Source organism: Pseudomonas sp. BNK-30, from assembly GCF_047456185.1.
Taxonomy (GTDB): Bacteria; Pseudomonadota; Gammaproteobacteria; order Pseudomonadales; family Pseudomonadaceae; genus Aquipseudomonas; species Aquipseudomonas putida_E.
The window spans coordinates 4,400,360-4,422,201 of sequence record NZ_CP179904.1; the positions used below are offsets into that span (position 1 = coordinate 4,400,360).

Genomic DNA, 21,842 nt, shown 5'->3' on the forward strand with positions numbered 1-21,842 from the left:
GCGGCAAGCGAAACCTGGCCTGGCGCCTGCTTTTGCTTGCCGCTTGTAGCTTGAAGCTTGCCGCTGACGCCGTGAGGCGTTTTTTTTGCAGCCCCGGGCGGGCATACTAGGCCAGTCTCCATCCTTGGTACGCCCAACCTCATGCTTCGCGCCCTGATTCTCCTAGCCCTGTCTTGCCTGCTCAGCCCGGCCTTCGCCGACGAGCGCGCACAGACCCAGCAACAACTGGACGCCACCCGCCAGGACATCGCCGAGCTCAAGAAAACGCTGGGCAAGCTCCAGGAAGAAAAATCCGGCGTGCAGAAAGACCTCAAAGCCACCGAGACCGACATCGGCAACCTCGAAAAGCAGGTGGAGGCTCTGCAGCAAGAACTAAAAAAGACCGAGGGCGAGCTGGAGCGCCTTGATACCGAGAAAAAAAAACTCCAGAGCTCGCGCATTGAACAACAGCGACTGATCGCCATTCAGGCGCGGTCCGCCTACCAGAACAATGGCCGTGAGGAATACCTCAAGCTGCTGCTCAACCAGCAGAACCCAGAAAAGTTCGCCCGCACCCTCAGCTACTACGACTACCTGAGCAAGGCGCGTATGGAGCAGCTGCGTGCCTTCAACGAGACCTTGCGCCAGCTGGCCAATGTCGAACAGGACATTTCCCGCCAGCAAGAACAGTTGCTGGCCCAGCGCGCCGATCTCGACAGCCGCCGCCAGGCCCTGGAAGCCGAACGTGGCAAACGTCAGCAGGTGCTGGCCAAGCTCAACAGTGACATGAAAGACCGCGACAAGAAGCTGCAGGCCCGTGAACAAGACCAGGCCGACCTTGCCAAGGTGCTCAAGACCATTGAGGAAACCCTGGCCCGTCAGGCCCGTGAGGCCGAAGAAGCGCGCAAGAAGGCCCTGCTGGCCGAGCAAGAGGCCCAAAAGCGCCGACAGCAGGAAGCGCTGGCCGCACAGCAAGACAGCGAACCGCCAAAAAAGGCGCGCACCACCCTAGGCCCGTTGGTTTCCAGCAGCAGCTCAACCTACGGCGGTGCTTTTTCTGCCGCACGGGGCAAACTTCCCTGGCCCGTCAATGGTCGATTGCTGGCACGTTTCGGTGAAGCCCGTGGCAGCGATGCCCGAGCCAAGTGGGACGGCGTGATGATCAGCGCCAACCCCGGCACCCAGGTGCGTGCCGTGCACGGCGGGCGCGTGGTGTTCGCCGACTGGTTGCGCGGTGCTGGACTTCTGGTCATTCTCGACCATGGTAATGGTTACCTGAGCCTGTACGGCCACAACCAGAGCCTGCTCAAGAGCGCCGGGGACATCGTCAAGGCCGGCGAGGCCATTTCCACCGTTGGCGACAGCGGCGGCCAGGATGCCGCCGGCTTGTACTTCGCCATCCGCCAGCAGGGCAGGCCAACCGACCCTTCGCAGTGGTGCAAAGGTTAAGGTTAAAGCCTAGTCACTTTTTTACGGCCCGGCGCCCCACGCTGGGCCGATGCTCCCCAGGGAGCGCCTACAGGATCAGGAGTTCGTTCGACATGCTGCACTCGCCTCGTCTCACCCAGCTGGCCCTGACCATCGCCCTGGCGACTGGTATGCCTTTGGCCATCGCTGCCGAGCCGGCGCCCGCCAAGCCCGCCGCGGTGCCAGCCACCGAGGTGACCGCCAGGGCGCCGCTGCCACTGGAAGAGCTGCGCACCTTCGCCGAGGTCATGGACCGCATCAAGGCGGCCTATGTCGAGCCGGTAGACGACAAGACGCTGCTGGAGAATGCCATCAAAGGCATGCTCAGCAACCTCGACCCGCATTCGGCCTACCTTGGCCCCGAGGACTTCCAGGAACTGCAGGAAAGCACCAGTGGCGAGTTCGGTGGCCTGGGTATCGAAGTCGGCCAGGAAGACGGCTTCATCAAGGTGGTCTCGCCCATCGATGACACCCCCGCTTCGCGCGCCGGCGTGCAGGCAGGCGACCTGATCGTCAAGATCAACGGTGCGCCCACCCGCGGCCAGAGCATGACCGAAGCCGTGGACAAGATGCGCGGCAAGGTCGGCGAGAAGATCACCCTGACCCTGGTACGTGACGGCGGCACCCCGTTCGACGTGAACCTGGTCCGCGCGGTGATCCAGGTCAAGAGCGTGAAGAGCCAGTTGCTGGAAAACGACTACGGCTACATCCGCATCACCCAGTTCCAGGTCAAGACCGGCGACGAAGTGGGCAAGGCATTGGCCAAGATGCGCAAAGACAACGGCAAGAAACTGCGCGGCGTTGTTCTGGACCTGCGCAACAACCCCGGTGGCGTGCTGCAGTCAGCGGTGGAAGTGGCCGACCACTTCCTGACCAAGGGCCTGATCGTGTACACCAAGGGGCGTATCGCCAACTCCGAACTGCGCTTCTCCGCCGACCCGGCCGACGCCAGCGAAGCCGTGCCACTGGTCGTGCTGATCAACGGCGGCAGCGCCTCGGCCTCGGAAATCGTCGCCGGCGCCCTGCAAGACCAGAAACGCGCCGTACTGATGGGCACCGACAGCTTCGGCAAAGGTTCGGTGCAGACCGTGCTGCCACTGGCCAACGACCGTGCCCTGAAGCTCACGACCGCACTGTACTTCACCCCCAATGGCCGCTCGATCCAGGCCCAGGGCATCGTGCCGGACATCGAGGTGCGCCCGGCCAAACTCACAGCAGAGGTCGATACCGAGAACTTCAAGGAAGCCGACCTGCAAGGCCACCTGGGCAACGGCAACGGTGGCGCTGACCGCCCGACCGGCAGCAGCAAGCGCAAGGAGCGTCCGCAGGACGATGACTTCCAGCTGAGCCAGGCGCTCAGCCTGCTCAAGGGGCTGAACATCACCTCCGGCAAATGATTCATCCGTTGCGGTATCTGCTGCCCGTGCTGTTATGCCTGTCGGCCGCGTTCGCCCATGCAGCGCCGGCCAACAAGGCCTACATGAGCATCATCATCGACGACCTGGGCCAGAGCACCGAGCGCGACAGCAGAACGCTTGCGCTGCCTGGCCCTGTGACGATGGCGATCATGCCGGATACCCCCCACGCCAGCGAGTTCGCCCGCCAGGCGCACAAGGCAGGCAAGACGGTAATCCTGCATATGCCCATGGACCCCGCCACCGGGCCCTATGCCTGGCACCCGGACATCGCCTTGCCGGAGCTCGCCAGGCGACTGGACGCAGCCTTGGCCAAAGTGCCCTACGCCGCCGGCATCAACAACCACATGGGCAGCCGCATGACCGCCCAGCGTGGCGCCATGACCTGGCTGATGGGGGAACTCCAGCGGCGGCATCTGTTTTTCGTAGACAGCCGTACCAGTGCTGCCACCGTCGCTGCCGCCGAGGCCCAGGCACAGGCCCTTGGGCATGTGTCGCGCGACGTGTTTCTGGACGACGTACGCACCACAGAGGCCATCACCACACAGCTGCAGCAAGGCGTGGCACTGGCACACAGGCAAGGCTCGGCTGTGCTGATCGGGCATCCTTATCTGCAGACCCTGCAAGTACTGGAACAGCAAATGCCCCGGCTCAAGAGCCAGGGCATCGAACTGATCACGCTCTCACAGATGATCGCCGAGCGCGGTAATCAGGCAATGCCCGCACACGGCAAGCACGGCCGCTACAGCAACCGCTGAGGCATTTCAGTCGAAAGGGATCAGGCCCTCCACCTGGTTCAGGCGTAAATTACCCCGGTAGATCGCCACCAGGGCTTCACCGCTGGTCGCTGCCCGCAGCTGCGCCAGGCGCCCCAATTTGCGCTGCGCCCACAGCTTCAGATGGCCCTTGCTGAATTGCCGCGCCGTCGTATCCATGTCCAGGTAGTGGAAGTGCGCCTCCCACAGCCCGTCGCCTTGAGCCTGCCCGGCCCGCGGCATACGCCTGATTTCGTAGACATCCAGGTAATCGCCCGCTGCCAGCAGCTTGCGTGGCCCTGCGCGGTGTATCGTCACTTGGTGGTTGTCGAGCAGAAAGCGCAGGCTACTGGCATCCGGATGGTCGGTTGACAGGTAGATACCGGTCAGCAGATCGCGACGGGTGGCCTGCAAGCGTTCAATGGCCGCCCCCAGCTGCTCGAACAAAGCATCGTCAGGGGTCAAGCGGGGCAAAGTACTGTGAGCAATCCGCAGTTTTTCCAGGTGCCCATCGACGACCGTGGCCAAACCATTGGGTTGCTCAGCCTGGAAAAAGCTTCTGGCCAGTTTGTTGATCCGATCGACCTCGTCAAGCAGTGCCTGAGCCCGCTTGCGTGCCAAGCGTGGGATCTGCGGCGAGAATGGCGGCTTCGCTTCATCGGGCTGTGGCGCATCCTCGACCCATTCATCACCTTGCTGACGGAAGGTTTTCAGCACATGCCGGGTACGTTCGTCGCGCTGCTGGACGACCGCCACCCCATCCAGCTCGACTTCCTCGCCCAGCACCTTGCGCCCGCGATGGGTGCGGACCAGCTTGCGCCGCCCGCCGCGCGGGGTGTAGAACACCGGACGCGGCGCGGCAGGCTCGGACAGTTCCTGCTCGCGTACCGCTTGGGCCAGCTCGTTCTGGGCGGCACGCTGCAAACCGCGCAGCGTTCTCTTGTACTGCTGCAACGGTTCCTGCCTGATCGCGGCGCCGCCCACACTGCCCAGGTAATCGGCCATCGCTGCGGCTTCTTCATAACCTTCCAGGATGCCGCTCAAGACCTCGATCTGCTCGGCCAGCGCCAGGTTACTGCCAGCCAGATCGCCGTGCGCGTTGCCTGCACTTTTCAGGCTGTCGCCGGCCAGGTACTCGAGGTATTGCGACAACACCCGTTCCTCCACATCGGCCAGCCGGTCCAGGCTGACCTCCGCCAAGTCCTGGAGCAGGCGAAAGTCCAGATCGATGGCCGATACCCGACGCGCCTCAATAGTACCTTTGAGCTCGGCTTCCTTGTTGATGCGTTGGTGGGTTTCATCGTTTCTGAAAACGTAACTGTCGTCCTTGAGCGTTTCGTCGAGCAGGGTGTCGAGCAGTCGGGACATGTCCACAAGGTCCGACTCCCACTTGATGACCTCTTCCAGTACGCTGCGAAAGTGCTCGTACTGGCTGATCTCCTCTGCCTGCTCAGGGTGTATGACGACCTGGTCGGCCAGGCTTTGCACATCCTCATCATTGATGATGGAAGCCAGTTCGTTATAGAACGTCGAAATATTCTCGATCAGGCTGTGGCGGATCCTGCTGCGCTGCTCCCTGACAGCATTGCTGTAGGCATTGTTGTCATGGCGCATGCTGAAGAGGCTGGCGACCACTCGCTCATGCTCGAGTGAGTTCCCGATCAGGCTCTTGACCTCATAGACAATCTTCAAGTTGATCTGCTTGCGCAGGCGTTGGGTCAGTTCCAGTTCGCGAAGGGCCAAGTCGTCCGGCTCGGCAAGCGCCTCGAGCACTGCGATGCGCTTGTCCTTTTCACCGAGCAGGTCGCGGTGCCTGTTCAGCGTATCTGCCAGCGCATTGTGCTGGCGGGCCAGTACTGTTTCTTCGCTCTTGAGTTGCTCGATTTTCTTGCGATTTTCCTCTTTCAAGGCTTCAAGGCGACTGCGTGGCATGCCGCCTTGCAAGCGCAAGCCACGATCGACACGCCATTGTCCGTGCTCGAACGCCAACCAGGGCCCCAGGCCGCCGTCGGCCCCCACCATACGCAAACCTTGCTCCTCAAAGGTGGCCTGGTACACACCATCGCCTAGCGTAAGGTAATAGTGCTCGCCAACGCGGTACAACCCGCGTTCCGCTCCCGCTGCAAGCGGTTCCAGGCCTTCCAGCGATACATCCACGCGCATACCGGACACCACCTTGCGCTGCTGCGGTGAGAGCACATTGAACCCCTGTGTGCCACGCCAGGAAAAATCCAGCCGGGTAGAGCCATGCTTCGCCAGCCCTCCTGGAACACCAACCTTGCCTTGTATGGGAACAACCATTGCTTGTGCGCCAGGCCACGCAGGCATTGCGCCCCGAGCGGGAAGGTCCCTTACAGGCTCGCTTAAGTGCAACCGCGGCAAACGCAAATGCATCAAGGCCATGCAGGCGTTGAGCAACAGGTCCACCACAGCTGCACTGCGCTCGAACGCACTGCCATCGCGCAAGGCCACAAGGTCGTCGTGCAATCCGGAAATGGCCTGTACCAGCCAGGCAACGACGGCCACAGGCCCACGCAGCAGCAACGTTACAACGTCGAACAACAGCCAAGCCCCCTGAACGAGAACCGCCCAGCGACTCTCGGCATTGGAAACCGATTCGCGGTCAGCCAGTTCCACCAGCAGGTTGCGATTGGCCTTATACAGCCTCACATCCACATCATTGCGCCAGAACTGCGCTGCGAAAGTTGGTGGGCGCCCTCGCTCAGGCAGCAAATCGCTTGCCAGGATAGGCCCTGGCCAATGCGGCTCGTAAAAGCCGCCATATGCGTAGGCGGCACGCGAGGCGGGCGACATCCACTCAAGGACGCTGTCCTGCAATGGCCCGGGCTTGCGGATTGCAGCCATCATCAGGTCCAGGCTGGCAAACTCGAGCAGCGGCGTTGCGTTGTACAGAGGCCGATACAGCAAAACCTTTGCAGGCTCAGCAGCGAACAGAACATACATGCCACTGACCTCATCCTGCTCGATCGCGCTCGCTTCACGCCTGAAGGCCAGAGGCATCAGCATCAGCGCTGGCAATTGCGGGTCAAGGTAGCCGTGGCAAAAATCGGTCACACACTGCAAGCCTGCGTCGCTCAGCCCGCCCTGCAAGCGGGCATAGAGCGCGCTGAACAGTAGTGAACACCGCCATTCACGGCCAAAGCGTTTGATCCGCTCGGTCTGTGTAGCGGGGTCGTCCAGCTTCTGCGCGACGTAGGTGGGGTAGTGCTTGCCGATGTCGACACGCTGCACCAGCGACTTGACGTAGTCGACATTCATCCAGTCCATGATCAACTGGTTTTCACGGTGCGTTATGCCGGTAAGCTGCGCGCTCTGCAGCGACCAGAGGTTACCGATGGCGAAATCGGTCAACGTCATGCTGCGGTGCTCAACCGCCGAATCGCCCGGCCCGACGCCGGCACCACCGGGCCAGCCGGCATTGATGGTCAGTTGCAGAACCAGGTCATCCGGAAAATAGTTGGCCTCGACCGGGAAATCAGCAAGCATTCGCGCCCGCAGCGCTTGACGGGTGTAGCTGCGCAGATCAAGTACATCCTCAAGCGCCCCACCCCCTTCGGACTGAGCCTGAGCCAAAGCCAGTTCGAACACGCCCCGTTGATAGACAAAGTTATTTGCAGCATTGCTATTTCGCAGGCCAGGCGGCAATGCAATCTGTGCCTCGCTGGCTTGGCCGTAACCTTCAATGAACCAGCGCGCGGGGTCGCTCAGCGCAGAAAAAGCCCTCTCAAGCAGCGAACAGTCTGGCAACTGCGCGTAACGCAAACGCCCTATGTCATCAAGCATGATCTCCAACAACAGGCTGCTTTGCTGGGCAAACACGTCACCTTCCAACTCATAGCGGTGCCATGCCATGGATTCGAAGCGCTGGTGCTCGGCAAACTCGTCACGTAACGTTTCAGCGAAGTCATCCAGCGATGCAAATGCCCTCACCAGGCTGGACGGGGCGCACCACAGAAACACCTCGCGCTCGTCCCACTCGCCCCTGACCAGCAGGTTAGGCAACCACTGAGCGTCGTTATCGAGTTGCACCTGGACCATAAATACAGAAGGAGTGGCGCCGTGATTCTTGAGCAAGCTGAGCAAACACTGACGTTGCTGGTCGTCCAGGCTTTGCAATCTCAAATTCTGCAGCAATGCCGTTTTGAGCAGGTGCTGCAGCCACAGGTCCCGGCTCACGCCTTGACTGCCTGACGCCGTCCAGTAATCGACCAGGGCTTGGCAGAAGTTGTCCGCAAGCATAAGCAGGAGGTCATCCAAGGCAGCCAGTTGGGGCCGGATCGAAATCGCCCCAGACGGCAATTTGTTGCCCTGCTGGTCGCGCAGGAACCAGGGTTCCCGGACTGCCAGCAGGAAATCCCCACCGTCAGCCCCCAGCGATGCCAGGGGTTGGCGGGCGTGAAATGCCTCAAGCATGACCTCCAGCAATGGCCGGGGCGTCCACGCGTCGTAGGTCTGCGGGCCGGACGCAATGCGGGCAGGGATGTTGAGTATGAGCGGTTCGGCATCGGGCAGCCTGGCGCCGGCCAAAGCGGCATGACAGGGGACCAGCAATTCGAGAATCTGCTGGCTCAGAACACTACGTAGGGTTGGACGACTGAAAAACTCGGTAGCAACTGCCCGACGAAAGTCAGGCACAGGACTTGGCTGAATGGGCATGGGGCGGCTTCCTCGCGACAAATGGAGCGCAAGGATGTGCCAAGGGGCAAAGTTCGCTGCGTTACATAAAGCTGGAGCCGTTGGGCGGCCGGCATCCGGCCGCCCAAGGGCTAACCGGATCAGCTGTAGACGCGGCCCAGCAACTGGCGATGGCTCTCGAACTGGTCGAGTACATCACGCACGATCTGCTCAGGCGCGAAGCCCATCAGGTCGTACTCCTGGCTGCCATCGTGCAGGTACACTTCGGCGCGATAGAAGCGCTGGCGCACCTGCGGCTCGCCCTCGACCGGCGCATCGCTCGGTGCGGCCATGTAACCGTCCAGGCTCACCTCGTAAACGAAGGGGTTGCCCTCTTCCATCATCACCCGCAGGCCCATCATGTTGCGCGACTGGCCAACACGGCTCTCGACATCAAAGCCCAGGGTGCGCAGTTGCTCGGCTGCTTCTTTCAGGGCCGGGCTGACCTGCTTGTCCATGAAGCGCTGCACCACGGCCTGGGTCGGCTGCAGCTCCAGCTGGCTCAGGCGCTCGGTGAAACCGCGACGGCCACGGGCGGCCAGCTCGGCACGCTCCTGCTCCACGGCAACGTCCTGCTTCATGGCCTTGTACAGGCCGAACATGAACAGCACCAGCACCACCGAGAAGGGCAGGCCCGCCAGCACCACCATGGTCTGCATGGCTTCGAAGTTACCGGCGAACAGCAGGCCAATGGTGACCAGGGTGATGATCACCGACCAGAACACCACCATCCAGTGCGGGGCATCTTCGTCGACCTTGCCGCCCTTGCACGACAGGTTGGCCATCATCACCGCACCGGAGTCGGCCGGGGTGAGGAACAGCACGAAGCCCACGAACACCGCCACACCGATCACGATCTTGGCGGCTGGGAAATACTCCAGCAGCTGGTAGATCGACATCGACGGCTGCTCCAGCGCGGTCTTGCCCAGCTCCACGGCGCCCTGGTTGATCACCAGGTCAAGTGCGGTATTGCCGAAGATCGACAACCAGGCCAGGGTGAAGCCCAGCGGGATCAGCAGTACGCCGCAGACCAGCTGGCGCACGGTACGGCCCTTGGAGATACGGGCAATGAACATGCCGACGAACGGGCCCCAGGAGATCCACCACGCCCAGTAGAACACGGTCCACAGGCCCAACCAGCGCTCAGAGTTGCCGGCCTCGCCTTCGTAGACATAAAGGTCGAAAGTCTTCAGCACGATGCCATTGAGGTAGTCGCCGATGTTCTGCACCAGGCCGTTGAGCAGGTGCAGGGTCTCGCCGCCCAGCAGCACGAAGATCAGCAAACCACTGAACAGCATGATGTTCAGGTTGGACAGGCGGCGGATGCCGTTTTCCACACCTGACACCGCAGCCACCGTAGCCACGCCGGCCATGACCAGAATCACCACCAGCAGGTTGGTCTGGCTGTGGTCCATGCCGAACAGGTATTCAAGGCCCGAAGACACCTGCATCGCACCGATCCCCAGGTTGGTCACCAGACCGAGCAGGGTGACGAACATGCCGAAGATGTCCACGGCATTGCCGGCAGCGCCCTTGACCCAACGCTCGCCGACCAGCGGATACAGTGCCGAGCGCAGTGCCAGCGGCTGGTTGTGCCGGTAGGCAAAGTAGCCTACGGCCAACCCGACCAGGGCGTAGATCGCCCAGCCATGCAGGCCCCAGTGCAGGAAGGTCAGTTGCAGGCCCTGGCGCGCGGCCTCGAGGCTGGCAGGGGTGCCCTGGGGCGGATTGAAGTAGTGGTCCAGCGGCTCGGAGGCGCCGAAGTACAGCAGCGAGATGCCGATACCGGAGGAAAACAGCATGCCGGCCCAGGCGCCGTAACTGAAGTCGGGCTGGTCATCCTTGCCGCCAAGCTTGAGCTTGCCGTAATCGGAGAACGCCAGGTAAACGACAAACAGCAGGTAACCGCAGATCACCAGCATGTAGTACCAGCCGAAGGTGCGCGTCAGCCACTTCTGGGCCACGCCCAGTACCTGACCGGCGGTTTCGGGAACAGCGATAAGCAAGGCAGTCAGAACGAGGATCATCAGCGCGGAAGTGAAAAACACCACGCGATTGACCCGTACCCTCTCGGCGGGGGGTTTGGTAAGGGAGGCAGAACTCATTGCACGAATGCTCCGGGCAGTGCGGCTGTGGAGGCTAATCAGTCTTTTCCCGAGCAATTGGTGGAATACCCCCACTGCGTCAGGTGTTATAAAAGCACCTTGGAAACCGTGATCCCTGATAGAAACGTTGCAAAAACCAGACAGGTGGTCGGCGCAAATGCTTCGCCAAATCAGATTGGTGCGCGCATTCGTCACAGAGCACCCCGCCCGCTCCAAGGGCCTGCCGCAGGTCGATGACCGCTCGGCAGAATCTGCAGTTCGCATCGCTCATACCCGTCAACGCCTTGTATTCCGGGGGTTACGCGATTTCCTGGGGTGTCAATCCGTGCCCTCGAAACAGCCTGAAAAACTGTCAATGGCACAAATTGTCGCAGAGCTTATTCTTTATTGATTGAACGTTCAATCAAAACAAAATAGACTGGTCCTCGCCGAGTCAGCCGCACTTCGTCTGCTCGTCAGGCCTGAGGAGATAGCAAGATGCCCAAGGTCGGTATGCAACCCATCCGCCGCCAGCAATTGATCGAAGCTACGCTGCAAGCAGTCGATCAGGTCGGCCTGGGAGATGCCAGCATTGCGCTGATTGCCCGTTTGGCCGGTGTGTCGAACGGCATCATCAGTCACTACTTTCAGGACAAGAACGGCCTGATAGCGGCGACGATGCGCTACATCATGAACATGCTCAACGAGGGCGTGATCGCTCGTCGCCAAGCGCTGACCGACGACAGCCCGCGAGCCCACCTGAGGGTGATCATCGAAGGCAACTTCGATGCCAGCCAGGTGAATGGCCCGGCAATGAAAACCTGGCTGGCCTTCTGGGCCTCCAGCATGCACCAGCCGTCCTTGCACAGGTTGCAGCGGATCAACGATCACCGCCTGTATTCCAACCTGTGCTGCCAGTTCCGCCGCGCCATGCCGCTCGATGAAGCGCGCACCGCCGCCCGCGGCCTGGCTGCCTTGATCGACGGGCTGTGGCTGCGTGGAGCGTTGTCGGGCGATGCCTTCGACACCGGCCAGGCGATACAGATCGCTTACGAATACCTGGAACTACAACTGGCTAAACAGCAGCGCCCGGACACGCAACCACCGGCCTCTGAAAAAACGCGCACAGCCCTTGCCCAGCCGGCCGGAGCGTGACGCGAAAGCCACTCACACACTGCACTTGCGAGGACACTATGGCCCGTTTCGGAACGCAAAAACTCTACATTGACGGCGGTTATGTCGACGCTGGCAGCAACGCCACCTTCGAAGCCATCAACCCGGCGACCGGCGAAGTCCTCGCCCACGTGCAGCGCGCCACTCAGGCCGACGTCGAGAAAGCCGTCGAAAGCGCCGAGCGCGGTCAGAAAATCTGGGCCGCAATGACTGCCATGCAGCGTTCGCGCATCCTGCGCCGTGCCGTCGACATTCTGCGTGAGCGCAACGACGAACTGGCCATGCTGGAAACGCTGGACACCGGCAAGTCGTACTCCGAAACCCGCTACGTCGACATCGTCACTGGCGCCGACGTGCTGGAATACTACGCAGGCCTGGTGCCGGCCATCGAAGGCGAGCAGATTCCGCTGCGCGAAAGCTCGTTCGTCTACACCCGCCGCGAGCCGCTGGGCGTGACCGTCGGTATCGGCGCCTGGAACTACCCGATCCAGATCGCCCTGTGGAAGTCCGCCCCAGCCCTGGCCGCCGGCAACGCGATGATCTTCAAGCCTTCGGAAGTCACCTCGCTGACCACCCTGAAACTGGCCGAGATCTACACCGAAGCTGGCCTGCCGGACGGCGTGTTCAACGTGCTGACCGGCAGCGGCCGTGAAGTCGGCACCTGGCTGACCGAACACCCGCGCATCGAGAAAGTCTCCTTCACCGGCGGCACCACCACCGGCAAGAAAGTCATGGCCAGCGCTTCGAGCTCCTCGCTCAAGGAAGTCACCATGGAGCTGGGTGGCAAGTCGCCGCTGATCATCTGCGCCGACGCCGACCTGGACAAGGCCGCCGACATCGCCATGATGGCCAACTTCTACAGCTCCGGTCAGGTCTGCACCAACGGTACCCGCGTGTTCATCCCTGCCCAGATGAAAGCGGCCTTCGAAGCCAAGATCGCCGAGCGCGTTGCCCGTATCCGCGCCGGCAACCCGGAAGACGAAAACACCAATTTCGGCCCGCTGGTCAGCTTCCAGCACATGGAAAGCGTGCTGGGCTACATCGCCAAGGGCAAGCAAGAAGGTGCCCGCGTACTGTGCGGCGGCGAGCGTCTGACCGAAGGTGATTTCGCCAAAGGTGCTTTCGTGGCCCCGACCGTGTTCACCGATTGCACCGACGACATGACCATCGTCAAGGAAGAGATCTTCGGCCCGGTGATGAGCATCCTCACCTACGAAACCGAAGAAGAAGTCATCCGTCGCGCAAACGACACCGAATACGGCCTGGCCGCTGGCGTGTGCACCAACGACATCACCCGCGCCCACCGCATCATCCACAAGCTCGAAGCCGGCATCTGCTGGATCAACGCCTGGGGTGAATCGCCAGCCGAAATGCCGGTCGGTGGCTACAAGCAGTCGGGCGTCGGCCGTGAAAACGGCATCAGTTCGCTGGCGCAGTACACTCGCATCAAGTCGGTCCAGGTCGAACTGGGCGGCTACGCGTCGGTCTTCTGAGAAACTCAGCTCCAAGCCGCGAGCAACAAGCTGCAAGCAAGTGCCGGGTGCATCATGCCCCGGCCCTTGCAGCCCTAATCCATTCGCGAGCTTCGCACGGCTGTGTTTTCTTGCAGCTTGTAGCTTGAAGCTTGCCGCTGCTTTCGAGGAGAAAGCCCATGGAATACGATTACATCATCGTTGGTGCCGGCTCGGCCGGTAACACCCTGGCCACTCGCCTGACCGAAGACGCCAGCGTCACCGTCCTGCTGCTCGAAGCCGGTGGCCCCGACTACCGCCTCGACTTCCGCACCCAGATGCCGGCCGCCCTGGCATTCCCGCTCCAAGGCCGTCGCTACAACTGGGCCTACGAGACCGACCCGGAGCCGCACATGGACGGCCGCCGCATGGAATGTGGCCGCGGCAAGGGCCTGGGTGGTTCCTCGCTGATCAACGGCATGTGCTACATCCGCGGTAACGCCCTGGACTTCGACGGCTGGGCAAAACTGCCGGGCCTGGAAGACTGGGCTTACCTGGACTGCCTGCCGTACTTCCGCAAGGCGGAAACCCGTGACATCGGCCCCAACGATTACCACGGTGGTGAAGGCCCGCTCAGCGTTGCCACGCCCAAAGCCGGCAACAACCCGCTGTTCAACGCCATGGTCGAGGCCGGCGTACAGGCCGGTTACCCGCGCACTGAAGACCTGAACGGCTACCAGCAGGAAGGCTTCGGCCCGATGGACCGTTCGGTGACCAAGAACGGCCGCCGCTCCAGCACCGCCCGCGGTTACCTGGACCAGGCCAAGAAGCGCCCGAACCTGACCATCGTCACCCATGCCCTGAGCGACCGCGTGCTGTTCGAAGGCAAGCGCGCCGTTGGCGTGACCTATCTGGTCGGCGACAGCGAGGAGCGCGTCGAAGCCCGCGCCCGCAAGGAAGTCATCGTAAGCTCTGGCGCCATCGCCTCGCCGCAATTGCTGCAGCGCTCCGGCGTGGGCCCGCGCGCCCTGCTGGAAAGCCTCGACATCCCGGTCGTGCACGACCTGCCGGGCGTCGGTGAGAACCTGCAGGATCACCTCGAGCTTTACCTGCAGTACGCCTGCACCCAGCCGGTGTCGCTGTACCCGTCGCTGCTGTGGTGGAACCAGCCGGCCATCGGTGCCGAGTGGCTGTTCAACGGCACCGGCATCGGCGCCAGCAACCAGTTCGAGGCAGGCGGTTTCATCCGTACCCGCCCCGAGTTCGAATGGCCGAACATTCAGTACCACTTCCTGCCTGTCGCGATTAACTACAACGGTTCCAACGGCGTGAAGGAACACGGTTTCCAGGCACATATGGGCTCGATGCGTTCGCCTAGCCGTGGCCGCGTCCAGGTCAAGTCCAAGGACCCTCGCCAGCACCCGAGCATCCTGTTCAACTACATGGCCACCGAGCAGGACTGGCAGGAGTTCCGTGACGGTATCCGCCTGACTCGCGAGATCATGGCCCAGCCAGCGCTGGACCCGTACCGTGGCCGCGAGATCAGCCCGGGGGCGCACGTGCAGACGGACGAAGAGCTGGACAAGTTCATCCGCGAGCACGCCGAAACCGCCTTCCACCCGTCCTGCTCGTGCAAGATGGGTACCGACGACATGGCGGTGGTCGATGGCGAAGGCCGCGTGCACGGCATGCAGGGCCTGCGTGTGGTGGATGCGTCGATCATGCCGATCATCATCACCGGTAACCTCAACGCCACCACGATCATGATCGCCGAGAAAATCTCGGACAAGATCCGCAACCGCAAGCCGCTGCCTCGCAGCACTGCCAAGTACTACGTGGCCAACGGCGCCCCGGTAAAAGGCAAGCCAATGCGTGAAGTGAAGCAGGCCTGACCTGCTCCGGCCTCATCGCCGGCATAGGCAACACAAGAAAAGGCACCCACCGCGGTGCCTTTTCTACATCTGCAGAAACGCTTTACATGCTGCCAATTCATCAGGTTAGAATCGATTGGCACGCGACCTGCTAGTTCTTCAAAGCTATCGAGTCCTCTTCCCCGCGTTATCCCGGAGTACCTGCCTTTGGATGCAAGCACCATCAACAGCCTGTTCCTGATCGGCGCATTGCTGGTGGGCGCAAGTATCCTGGTCAGCTCGCTGTCGTCGCGCCTTGGCATTCCAATCCTGGTCATCATCCTCGCGGTCGGCATGCTCGCAGGCGTGGACGGTGGCGGCATCATCTTCAACAACTACCCGACCGCCTACCTGGTGGGCAACCTGGCACTGGCGGTGATCCTGCTCGACGGCGGCCTGCGCACGCGGGTAGCGAGCTTCCGCGTGGCCTTGTGGCCGGCATTGTCGCTGGCCACCATCGGCGTGATGATCACCACTGCCCTCACCGGCCTGGTCGCGGCCTGGCTGTTTGACCTCAGCCTCATCCAGGGCCTGCTGATCGGCGCCATCGTCGGCTCCACCGACGCCGCAGCGGTGTTCTCGCTGCTCGGGGGCAAAGGCCTGAACGAACGGGTCACGGCCACGCTGGAGATCGAATCGGGCAGCAACGACCCCATGGCCGTCTTCCTCACCGTCACCCTGATCGACATGATCGCCAGCGGCCAGACCGGGCTGCACTGGAGCCTGCTGGGGCACTTGCTGCGCGAGTTCGGCATCGGTGGCCTGCTGGGCCTGGGCGGTGGCTGGCTGATGCTGCAACTGGTCAACCGGATCAACCTGGCCGGTGGCCTGTACCCTATTCTGGTCATCGCTGGCGGGCTGGCGGTGTTCTCGCTGACCAACGCCCTGCACGGCAGCGGCTTCCTTGCCGTTTACCTGTGCGGCCTGGTGCTGGGCAACAAACCGATCCGCAGCCGCCACGGCATCCTGCACATGCTCGACGGCATGGCCTGGCTCGCCCAGATCGGCATGTTCCTGGTGCTGGGGCTGCTGGTCACGCCACATGACCTGCTGCCGATCGCCCTGCCCGCACTGGGCCTGGCGCTGTGGATGATCCTGATCGCGCGGCCGCTGTCGGTGGTTGCCGCACTGCTGCCGTTCAAGGCCTTCCATGGCCGCGAGAAAGCCTTCATTTCCTGGGTCGGCCTGCGCGGCGCGGTCCCCATCATCCTCGCGGTGTTTCCGCTGATGGCCGGGCTGCCTGACGCGCAGCTGTTCTTCAACCTGGCGTTCTTCATCGTGCTGGTATCGCTGCTGGTGCAGGGCACCAGCCTGCCGTGGATGGCCAAACTGCTGAAAGTCACGGTACCACCGGACCCGGCACCGATCTCGCGGTCTGCGCTCGAGGTGCACATCACCAGCGAGTGGGAGTTGTTCGTCTATCGCCTGGGTGCGGAAAAGTGGTGCATCGGTGCCGCCCTGCGCGAACTGAAGATGCCCGAGGGCACCCGCATCGCCGCGCTGTTCCGTGGCGAACAGCTATTGCACCCCTCCGGCAGTACCGTGCTCGAAGTCGGCGACATGCTTTGCGTGATCGGCCACGAACACAACCTGCCAGCACTGGGCAAACTGTTCAGCCAAGCCCCGCAACGCGGCCTGGACCTGCGCTTTTTCGGCGACTTCGTGCTCGAAGGCGATGCCGAACTGGGCGCGGTGGCAGCCCTTTACGGCCTGAAACTCGACGGCCTGGACGCAAAAATGCCGCTGGCGCAGTTCATCCGACAGAAGGTCGGGGGCGCTCCAGTAGTGGGCGATCAGGTCGAATGGCACGGCACGATCTGGACCGTGGCGACCATGGACGGGAACAAGATCCAGAAAGTGGGCGTCAGATTCCCCGAAGGAACGCGACCCGGACCAGGATTGTTCCTCTAAACTTCGTTTCTGCATGATCCACAAGTAGTCTGCCTATGTCCCTGCGCGTGTACCTTCGCACAGCCCTGCTCGGGCTGTGCCTGTCCCTGCCGTTCGCCGCTGCTGCGGCCGAAGCCCCGAGCGCTGCCAGTATCCAGAACAGCCTCGACAAGATCGCCGAACGCAAGCTGCCCGAGGCCGATCAGAAGGCCTTGCAGCAGGTGCTCGAACAAACCCTGAGCCTGCTTGCCAACAAGGAAGACAGCGAGAAGAAGCTTGCCGCGCTCAAGCAACAGCTGGCTGGCGCCCCCAAAGAGACCAGCGACAGCCAGAAAGAACTGGCCAAGCTCAAGGCCAGCAAGCCACAACCGGTGGCCCAGCGCTACGCCAGCCTTAGCGTGCCGCAACTCGAACAGATGCTCAGCGAACGCAACACCCTGCAGGGCGAGCTGCAAAAAGCGCTGTCCGACGCCAACAGCCTGATCATCAATTCGCAGACCCGCCCCGAGCGCGCTCAGGCTGAGATCAGCAACAACCAGACCCGCAGCCAGCAGATCAACACTATCCTCAAGAGCGGCAAGGATGGCGGCAAATCAATCAATGCCGACCAGCGTAACCAGCTCAATGCCGAACTGGCTTCGCTAAATGCCGTGACCCTGCTGCGCCGCCAGGAGCTGGCCGGCAACGGCCTGCTGCAAGACCTGGGCAACGCCCGCCACGACCTGCTGATTGAACGCACCGCACGCCTGGAACAGGAAATCCAGGACCTGCAGACGCTGATCAATGAGAAGCGTCTGGCCCAATCCCAGCAAACCGTCACCCAGCAGTCGATCGAAGCGCAGAAGGCTGGCGGCAGCAGCCTGCTGGCCAGCGAAAGCGCAGCCAACCTCAAGCTTTCCGACTACCTGCTCAAGAGCACCGACCGCCTTAACGAGCTGACCCAGCAGAACCTGCGCACCAAGCAGCAGCTCGACAGCCTGACCCAGGCCGACCAGGCCCTGGACGAGCAGATCAGCGTGCTCAAGGGCAGCCTGCTGCTGTCAAAGATCCTCTACAAGCAGAAACAGGCCCTGCCGCACCTGAAGCTCGACCGTGACCTGGCCGACCAGATCGCCGACATCCGCCTGTACCAGTTCGAGATCAACCAGCAGCGCGAGCAGATGAGCAGCCCCGTGACCTACGTCGACAAGCTGCTGGCCAACCAGCCGCAGGAAGACGTCACCCCGGCCCTGCGCAAAGCCCTGCTGGAAGTGGCGATCACCCGCAGCGACCTGCTCGAACGCCTGAACCGAGAACTGTCGGCGCTGCTCAACGAATCGATCACCCTGCAGCTCAACCAGAAGCAGCTGCTCAGCACTGCGCAAGGCCTGCGCACCACGCTCGACGAACAGATGTTCTGGATCCCGAGCAACAAGCCGCTGGACTGGGACTGGTTGAAGTCTGTTCCGGAGCGCTTTGCCAAGCAGGTCGCCGACGTGCCTTGGGGGTCTGGCCTGAAGGAGCTGGGCGACGGGCTGAGCCAGCGCCCATTGTTGTTCCTGCCGCTACTGCTGGTGATCGGCGCCTTGCTGTGGCGCCGCAAATACCTGTACCAGCGGCTGAGCAAGGTGCACCAGGACATCGGCCACTTTCGCCGTGACAGCCAGTGGCATACGCCCCAGGCGATCCTGATCAACATCCTCCTGGCGATGCCAGTGAGCCTGGGCCTTGCCCTGTGCAGCTATGCCCTGCAGATCGACGCCCGCGGGCAGAACGCCAACCTTGGCTCCGCGCTCTGGCAACTGGCCCAGGCCTGGCTGGTGTTCTACACCGCCTACCGCATACTCGCCCCGGGCGGGGTGGCGGAAGTCCACTTCCGCTGGCACAAGCCGCAAGTCGAGTTCCTGCGCGGCTGGGTGCGCAGGCTGGGCACCGTGGTGCTGGCGCTGGTCGGCGTCGTGGCGGTGGCCGAGCACCAGCCGTCGGCACTGGCCGACGACGTGCTGGGCATCGGGGTAGTGCTGACCTGTTATGCACTGATGGCCTGGCTGCTCAGCCGCCTGTTGCTGAGCAGCCCCGCGCACCGCGACGCCTCGCTGTTCCGCAGGGCCGTCGGGCTGGCCTTCACGGCCTTGCCGATCGCCTTGTTCGTGGCAGTCTGCTTTGGTTATTACTACACCGCACTCAAACTCACCGACCGGTTGATCTACACCCTTTATCTGCTGATGTTCTGGCTGGTGATCGAGGCCGCCTTCGTACGCGGCCTGTCGGTTGCCGCGCGACGCCTGGCCTACCAGCGTGCCCTGAGCAAGCGTGCGGCCGCCAAGGAAGGGCTGGATGGCGAAGTCATCACCGAAGAGCCGACACTGGACATCGAGCAGGTCAACCAGCAGTCGTTGCGCCTGATCCGCCTGGCCTTGCTCGGTGGCTTCATTGCCGGCTTGTACTGGGTGTGGGCCGACTTGATCACGGTGTTCGCCTACCTCAACAACTTCACCCTGTACGAATACACCAGCGGCACCGGCACGGCCGCCAGCATGGTGCCGATCAGCCTCGGCGACCTACTCGGCGCGCTGGTGATCGTCGGCATCACCTTCGCCCTGGCCGGTAACTTGCCGGGCCTGCTGGAGGTGCTGGTGCTGTCGCGGCTGAACCTGGCCCAGGGCAGCGCCTATGCCACCACCACGCTGCTGTCGTACACCATCGTCGGTATAGGCATCGTCAGTACCCTGTCGACCCTCGGCGTAAGCTGGGACAAGTTGCAGTGGCTGGTGGCAGCCCTGTCGGTCGGCCTGGGCTTCGGCATGCAGGAGATATTCGCCAACTTCATCTCCGGCATCATGATCCTGTTCGAGCGCCCGGTGCGCATCGGCGACACCATCACCATCGGCAACCTGTCCGGCACCGTGAGCAAGATCCGTATCCGCGCCACCACCATCACCGACTTCGACCGCAAGGACATCATCGTCCCCAACAAGACCTTCATCACCGGCCAGCTGATCAACTGGTCGCTGACCGACACGGTCACCCGCGTCACGCTGAAACTGGGCATCGACTATGGCTCCGACCTGGACCTGGTGCGCGAGCTGCTGCTCAAGGGCGCCCACGAGAACCCACGGGTGCTCAAGGACCCGGAGCCGCTCGTGTACTTCCTCAATTTCGGCGAAAGCTCGCTGGACCACGAACTGCGCATGCATGTACGGGACCTGGGCGACCGCAACCCGACGCTGGACGAGATCAACCGCTTTATCAATCGCGAGTTCAAAGCGCACAACATCAAGATCTCTGTTCGCCAGGTCGAGGTGTACCTGATGGACATGCAGGGCGGCAAGCAGCAGCTGATACCGGTGGAGCAACCGAAACCGGATGGCACTCAACCAGTGTGAGTAGACGCCGTAGCGCTTGAACACCCAAAATACATACGAGGGCTGCGCCCTCGATCGCCGGCAAGCCGGCTCCCACAGGGTCCGCGCCGCTGCGATAGTCATGTGGGAGCCGGCTTGCCGGCGATTGGGCCGCAAAGCGGCCCCTTGGCACCGATCCCCAGGAGCAGCCCGTGAAAGCCCTCGACCAACTCACCTTCGACAACCGCTTCGCCCGCCTGGGCGATGCGTTCTCCACTCAGGTTTTGCCCGAGCCCATCGCAGAGCCTCGCCTGGTGGTGGCAAGCGAGTCAGCCATGGCCTTGCTCGACCTCGACCCGGCCCAAGCCGATTTGCCCTTGTTCGCCGAAGTGTTCAGCGGCCAAAAGCTCTGGGAAGAGGCCGACCCGCGGGCGATGGTCTATTCCGGACATCAGTTCGGCTCGTATAACCCACGCCTGGGCGATGGGCGCGGCCTGCTACTGGCCGAAGTGCTCAACGACGCAGGCGAACACTGGGACCTGCACCTCAAGGGCGCCGGCCAGACGCCGTATTCACGCATGGGCGACGGCCGCGCCGTACTGCGTTCCTCCATCCGCGAGTTTCTCGCATCCGAGGCCCTGCATGCCTTGGGTATCGCCACCAGCCGGGCACTGTGCGTGATCGGCTCCAGCACCCCGGTATGGCGCGAAACCCGCGAGAGCGCCGCCATGCTCACCCGCCTGGCGCAGAGCCACGTGCGCTTCGGCCACTTCGAATATTTCTACTACACCAAGCAACCGGAACAGCAGCGGGTACTGATCGATCATGTGCTGGAACAGCACTACCCCGAATGCCGTGAGGCCGAACAACCCTACCTGGCCATGTTCCGCACCATCGTCGAGCGTAACGCCGAACTGATTGCTCACTGGCAGGCGTACGGCTTCTGTCATGGGGTGATGAACACCGACAACATGTCGATCCTGGGCATCACCTTCGATTTTGGCCCCTATGCCTTCCTCGACGACTTCGACGCCAACTTCATCTGCAACCATTCCGATGATCGTGGCCGCTACAGCTATGCCAACCAGGTACCGATCGCCCACTGGAACCTCAGCGCACTGGCCCAGGCCCTGACCACCGTGATCGAGGTCGAGCCTTTGAAGGAGGCATTGGGGTTGTTCCTGCCACTGTACCAGGCACATTACCTGGACCTGATGCGCCGGCGCCTGGGCCTGACCACGGCCGAGGACGACGACATGGCGCTGGTCGAGCGCCTGCTGCAACGCATGCAGAGCGGGGGTGTGGACTACAACCTGTTCTTCCGCAGGCTGGGCGATCAACCGGTGGCCGAGGCACTCAAGGGCGTACGCGACGATTTCATCGACCTGGCAGGTTTCGATGCCTGGGGCGCGGACTATCTGGCCCGCTGTGAGCGTGAAGCCGGTAATGGCGATGGCCGCCGCGAGCGCATGCATGCGGTGAACCCGCTGTACGTACTGCGCAACTACCTGGCGCAAAAAGCCATCGAAGCCGCCGAGGCCGGTGACTACAGTGAAGTGCGGCGGCTGCATCAGGTGTTGAGCACGCCTTTCGAGGAACAAGCCGGAATGCAGGCCTACGCCGAGCGACCGCCCGCGTGGGGCAAACACCTGGAAATCAGCTGCTCCTCCTGATGGCTGGCCGGCGATAGCGTCCGAACA

Annotated in this window: 12 protein-coding genes; 10 read left to right on the plus strand and 2 right to left on the minus strand. The window is 62.4% G+C overall.

The features are described 5' to 3' along the window. The first annotated feature begins 141 nt into the window (after nt 1–141). From ACMGGN_RS20390 to ACMGGN_RS20400, 3 genes are all read left to right on the plus strand, one after another. Nucleotides 142–1,428: a murein hydrolase activator EnvC family protein gene (locus tag ACMGGN_RS20390; protein WP_125923654.1), complete on the plus strand. Its 1,287-nt coding sequence runs from the start codon at nt 142–144 to the stop codon at nt 1,426–1,428. A gap of 92 nt (nt 1,429–1,520) precedes the next feature. Continuing rightward, nucleotides 1,521–2,843 (plus strand): S41 family peptidase, encoded by a 1,323-nt coding sequence (locus ACMGGN_RS20395; protein ID WP_046784985.1) that lies wholly within the window; start codon nt 1,521–1,523, stop codon nt 2,841–2,843. A gap of 8 nt (nt 2,844–2,851) precedes the next feature. Further along, nucleotides 2,852–3,619: a divergent polysaccharide deacetylase family protein gene (locus ACMGGN_RS20400; protein ID WP_414156847.1), complete on the plus strand. Its 768-nt coding sequence runs from the start codon at nt 2,852–2,854 to the stop codon at nt 3,617–3,619. 6 nt (nt 3,620–3,625) lie between these two features. Here ACMGGN_RS20400 and ACMGGN_RS20405 read toward each other — a convergent pair whose 3' ends face one another. Both ACMGGN_RS20405 and ACMGGN_RS20410 read right to left on the minus strand, forming a co-directional pair. Beyond that, nucleotides 3,626–8,293 carry a dermonecrotic toxin domain-containing protein gene (locus ACMGGN_RS20405; protein ID WP_414156248.1) on the minus strand — a complete coding sequence of 1,556 codons (4,668 nt, stop codon included), beginning with the start codon at nt 8,291–8,293 and terminating at the stop codon, nt 3,626–3,628. 119 nt (nt 8,294–8,412) lie between these two features. Beyond that, a complete protein-coding gene (locus tag ACMGGN_RS20410; protein ID WP_237859345.1) occupies nt 8,413–10,359 on the minus strand; it encodes a BCCT family transporter in 1,947 nt (648 codons plus the stop codon). Between the two features lie 214 nt (nt 10,360–10,573). On the opposite strand from ACMGGN_RS20410, the gene ACMGGN_RS20415 reads away from it, so the two are divergent. The 7 genes from ACMGGN_RS20415 (at nt 10,574) to selO (ending at nt 21,815) form a co-directional block, all read left to right on the plus strand. Further along, nucleotides 10,574–10,807: a hypothetical protein gene (locus ACMGGN_RS20415; protein ID WP_125923652.1), complete on the plus strand. Its 234-nt coding sequence runs from the start codon at nt 10,574–10,576 to the stop codon at nt 10,805–10,807. Between the two features lie 86 nt (nt 10,808–10,893). Continuing rightward, entirely contained in the window at nt 10,894–11,550 is a 657-nt protein-coding gene (gene betI / locus ACMGGN_RS20420) for a transcriptional regulator BetI (protein ID WP_039601898.1), read from the plus strand. 38 nt (nt 11,551–11,588) lie between these two features. Beyond that, complete coding sequence (gene betB / locus ACMGGN_RS20425) at nt 11,589–13,061, plus strand: betaine-aldehyde dehydrogenase (protein WP_115273386.1); 1,473 nt, start codon at nt 11,589–11,591, stop codon at nt 13,059–13,061. A 158-nt stretch (nt 13,062–13,219) separates the two neighbouring features. Further along, nucleotides 13,220–14,911: a choline dehydrogenase gene (gene betA / locus ACMGGN_RS20430; protein ID WP_046784979.1), complete on the plus strand. Its 1,692-nt coding sequence runs from the start codon at nt 13,220–13,222 to the stop codon at nt 14,909–14,911. 186 nt (nt 14,912–15,097) lie between these two features. Next, nucleotides 15,098–16,840: a potassium/proton antiporter gene (locus tag ACMGGN_RS20435; RefSeq protein ID WP_115273385.1), complete on the plus strand. Its 1,743-nt coding sequence runs from the start codon at nt 15,098–15,100 to the stop codon at nt 16,838–16,840. Nucleotides 16,841–16,875: 35 nt separating this feature from the next. Beyond that, nucleotides 16,876–20,184, plus strand: coding sequence for a mechanosensitive channel MscK (mscK, locus tag ACMGGN_RS20440; RefSeq protein WP_119688139.1), 3,309 nt, complete (start codon nt 16,876–16,878; stop codon nt 20,182–20,184). A gap of 170 nt (nt 20,185–20,354) precedes the next feature. Next, the gene (gene selO, locus ACMGGN_RS20445) at nt 20,355–21,815 is read left to right on the plus strand and encodes a protein adenylyltransferase SelO (RefSeq protein WP_119688138.1); all 1,461 of its coding nucleotides are present in this window, start codon (nt 20,355–20,357) and stop codon (nt 21,813–21,815) included. Nucleotides 21,816–21,842 lie beyond the last annotated feature (27 nt).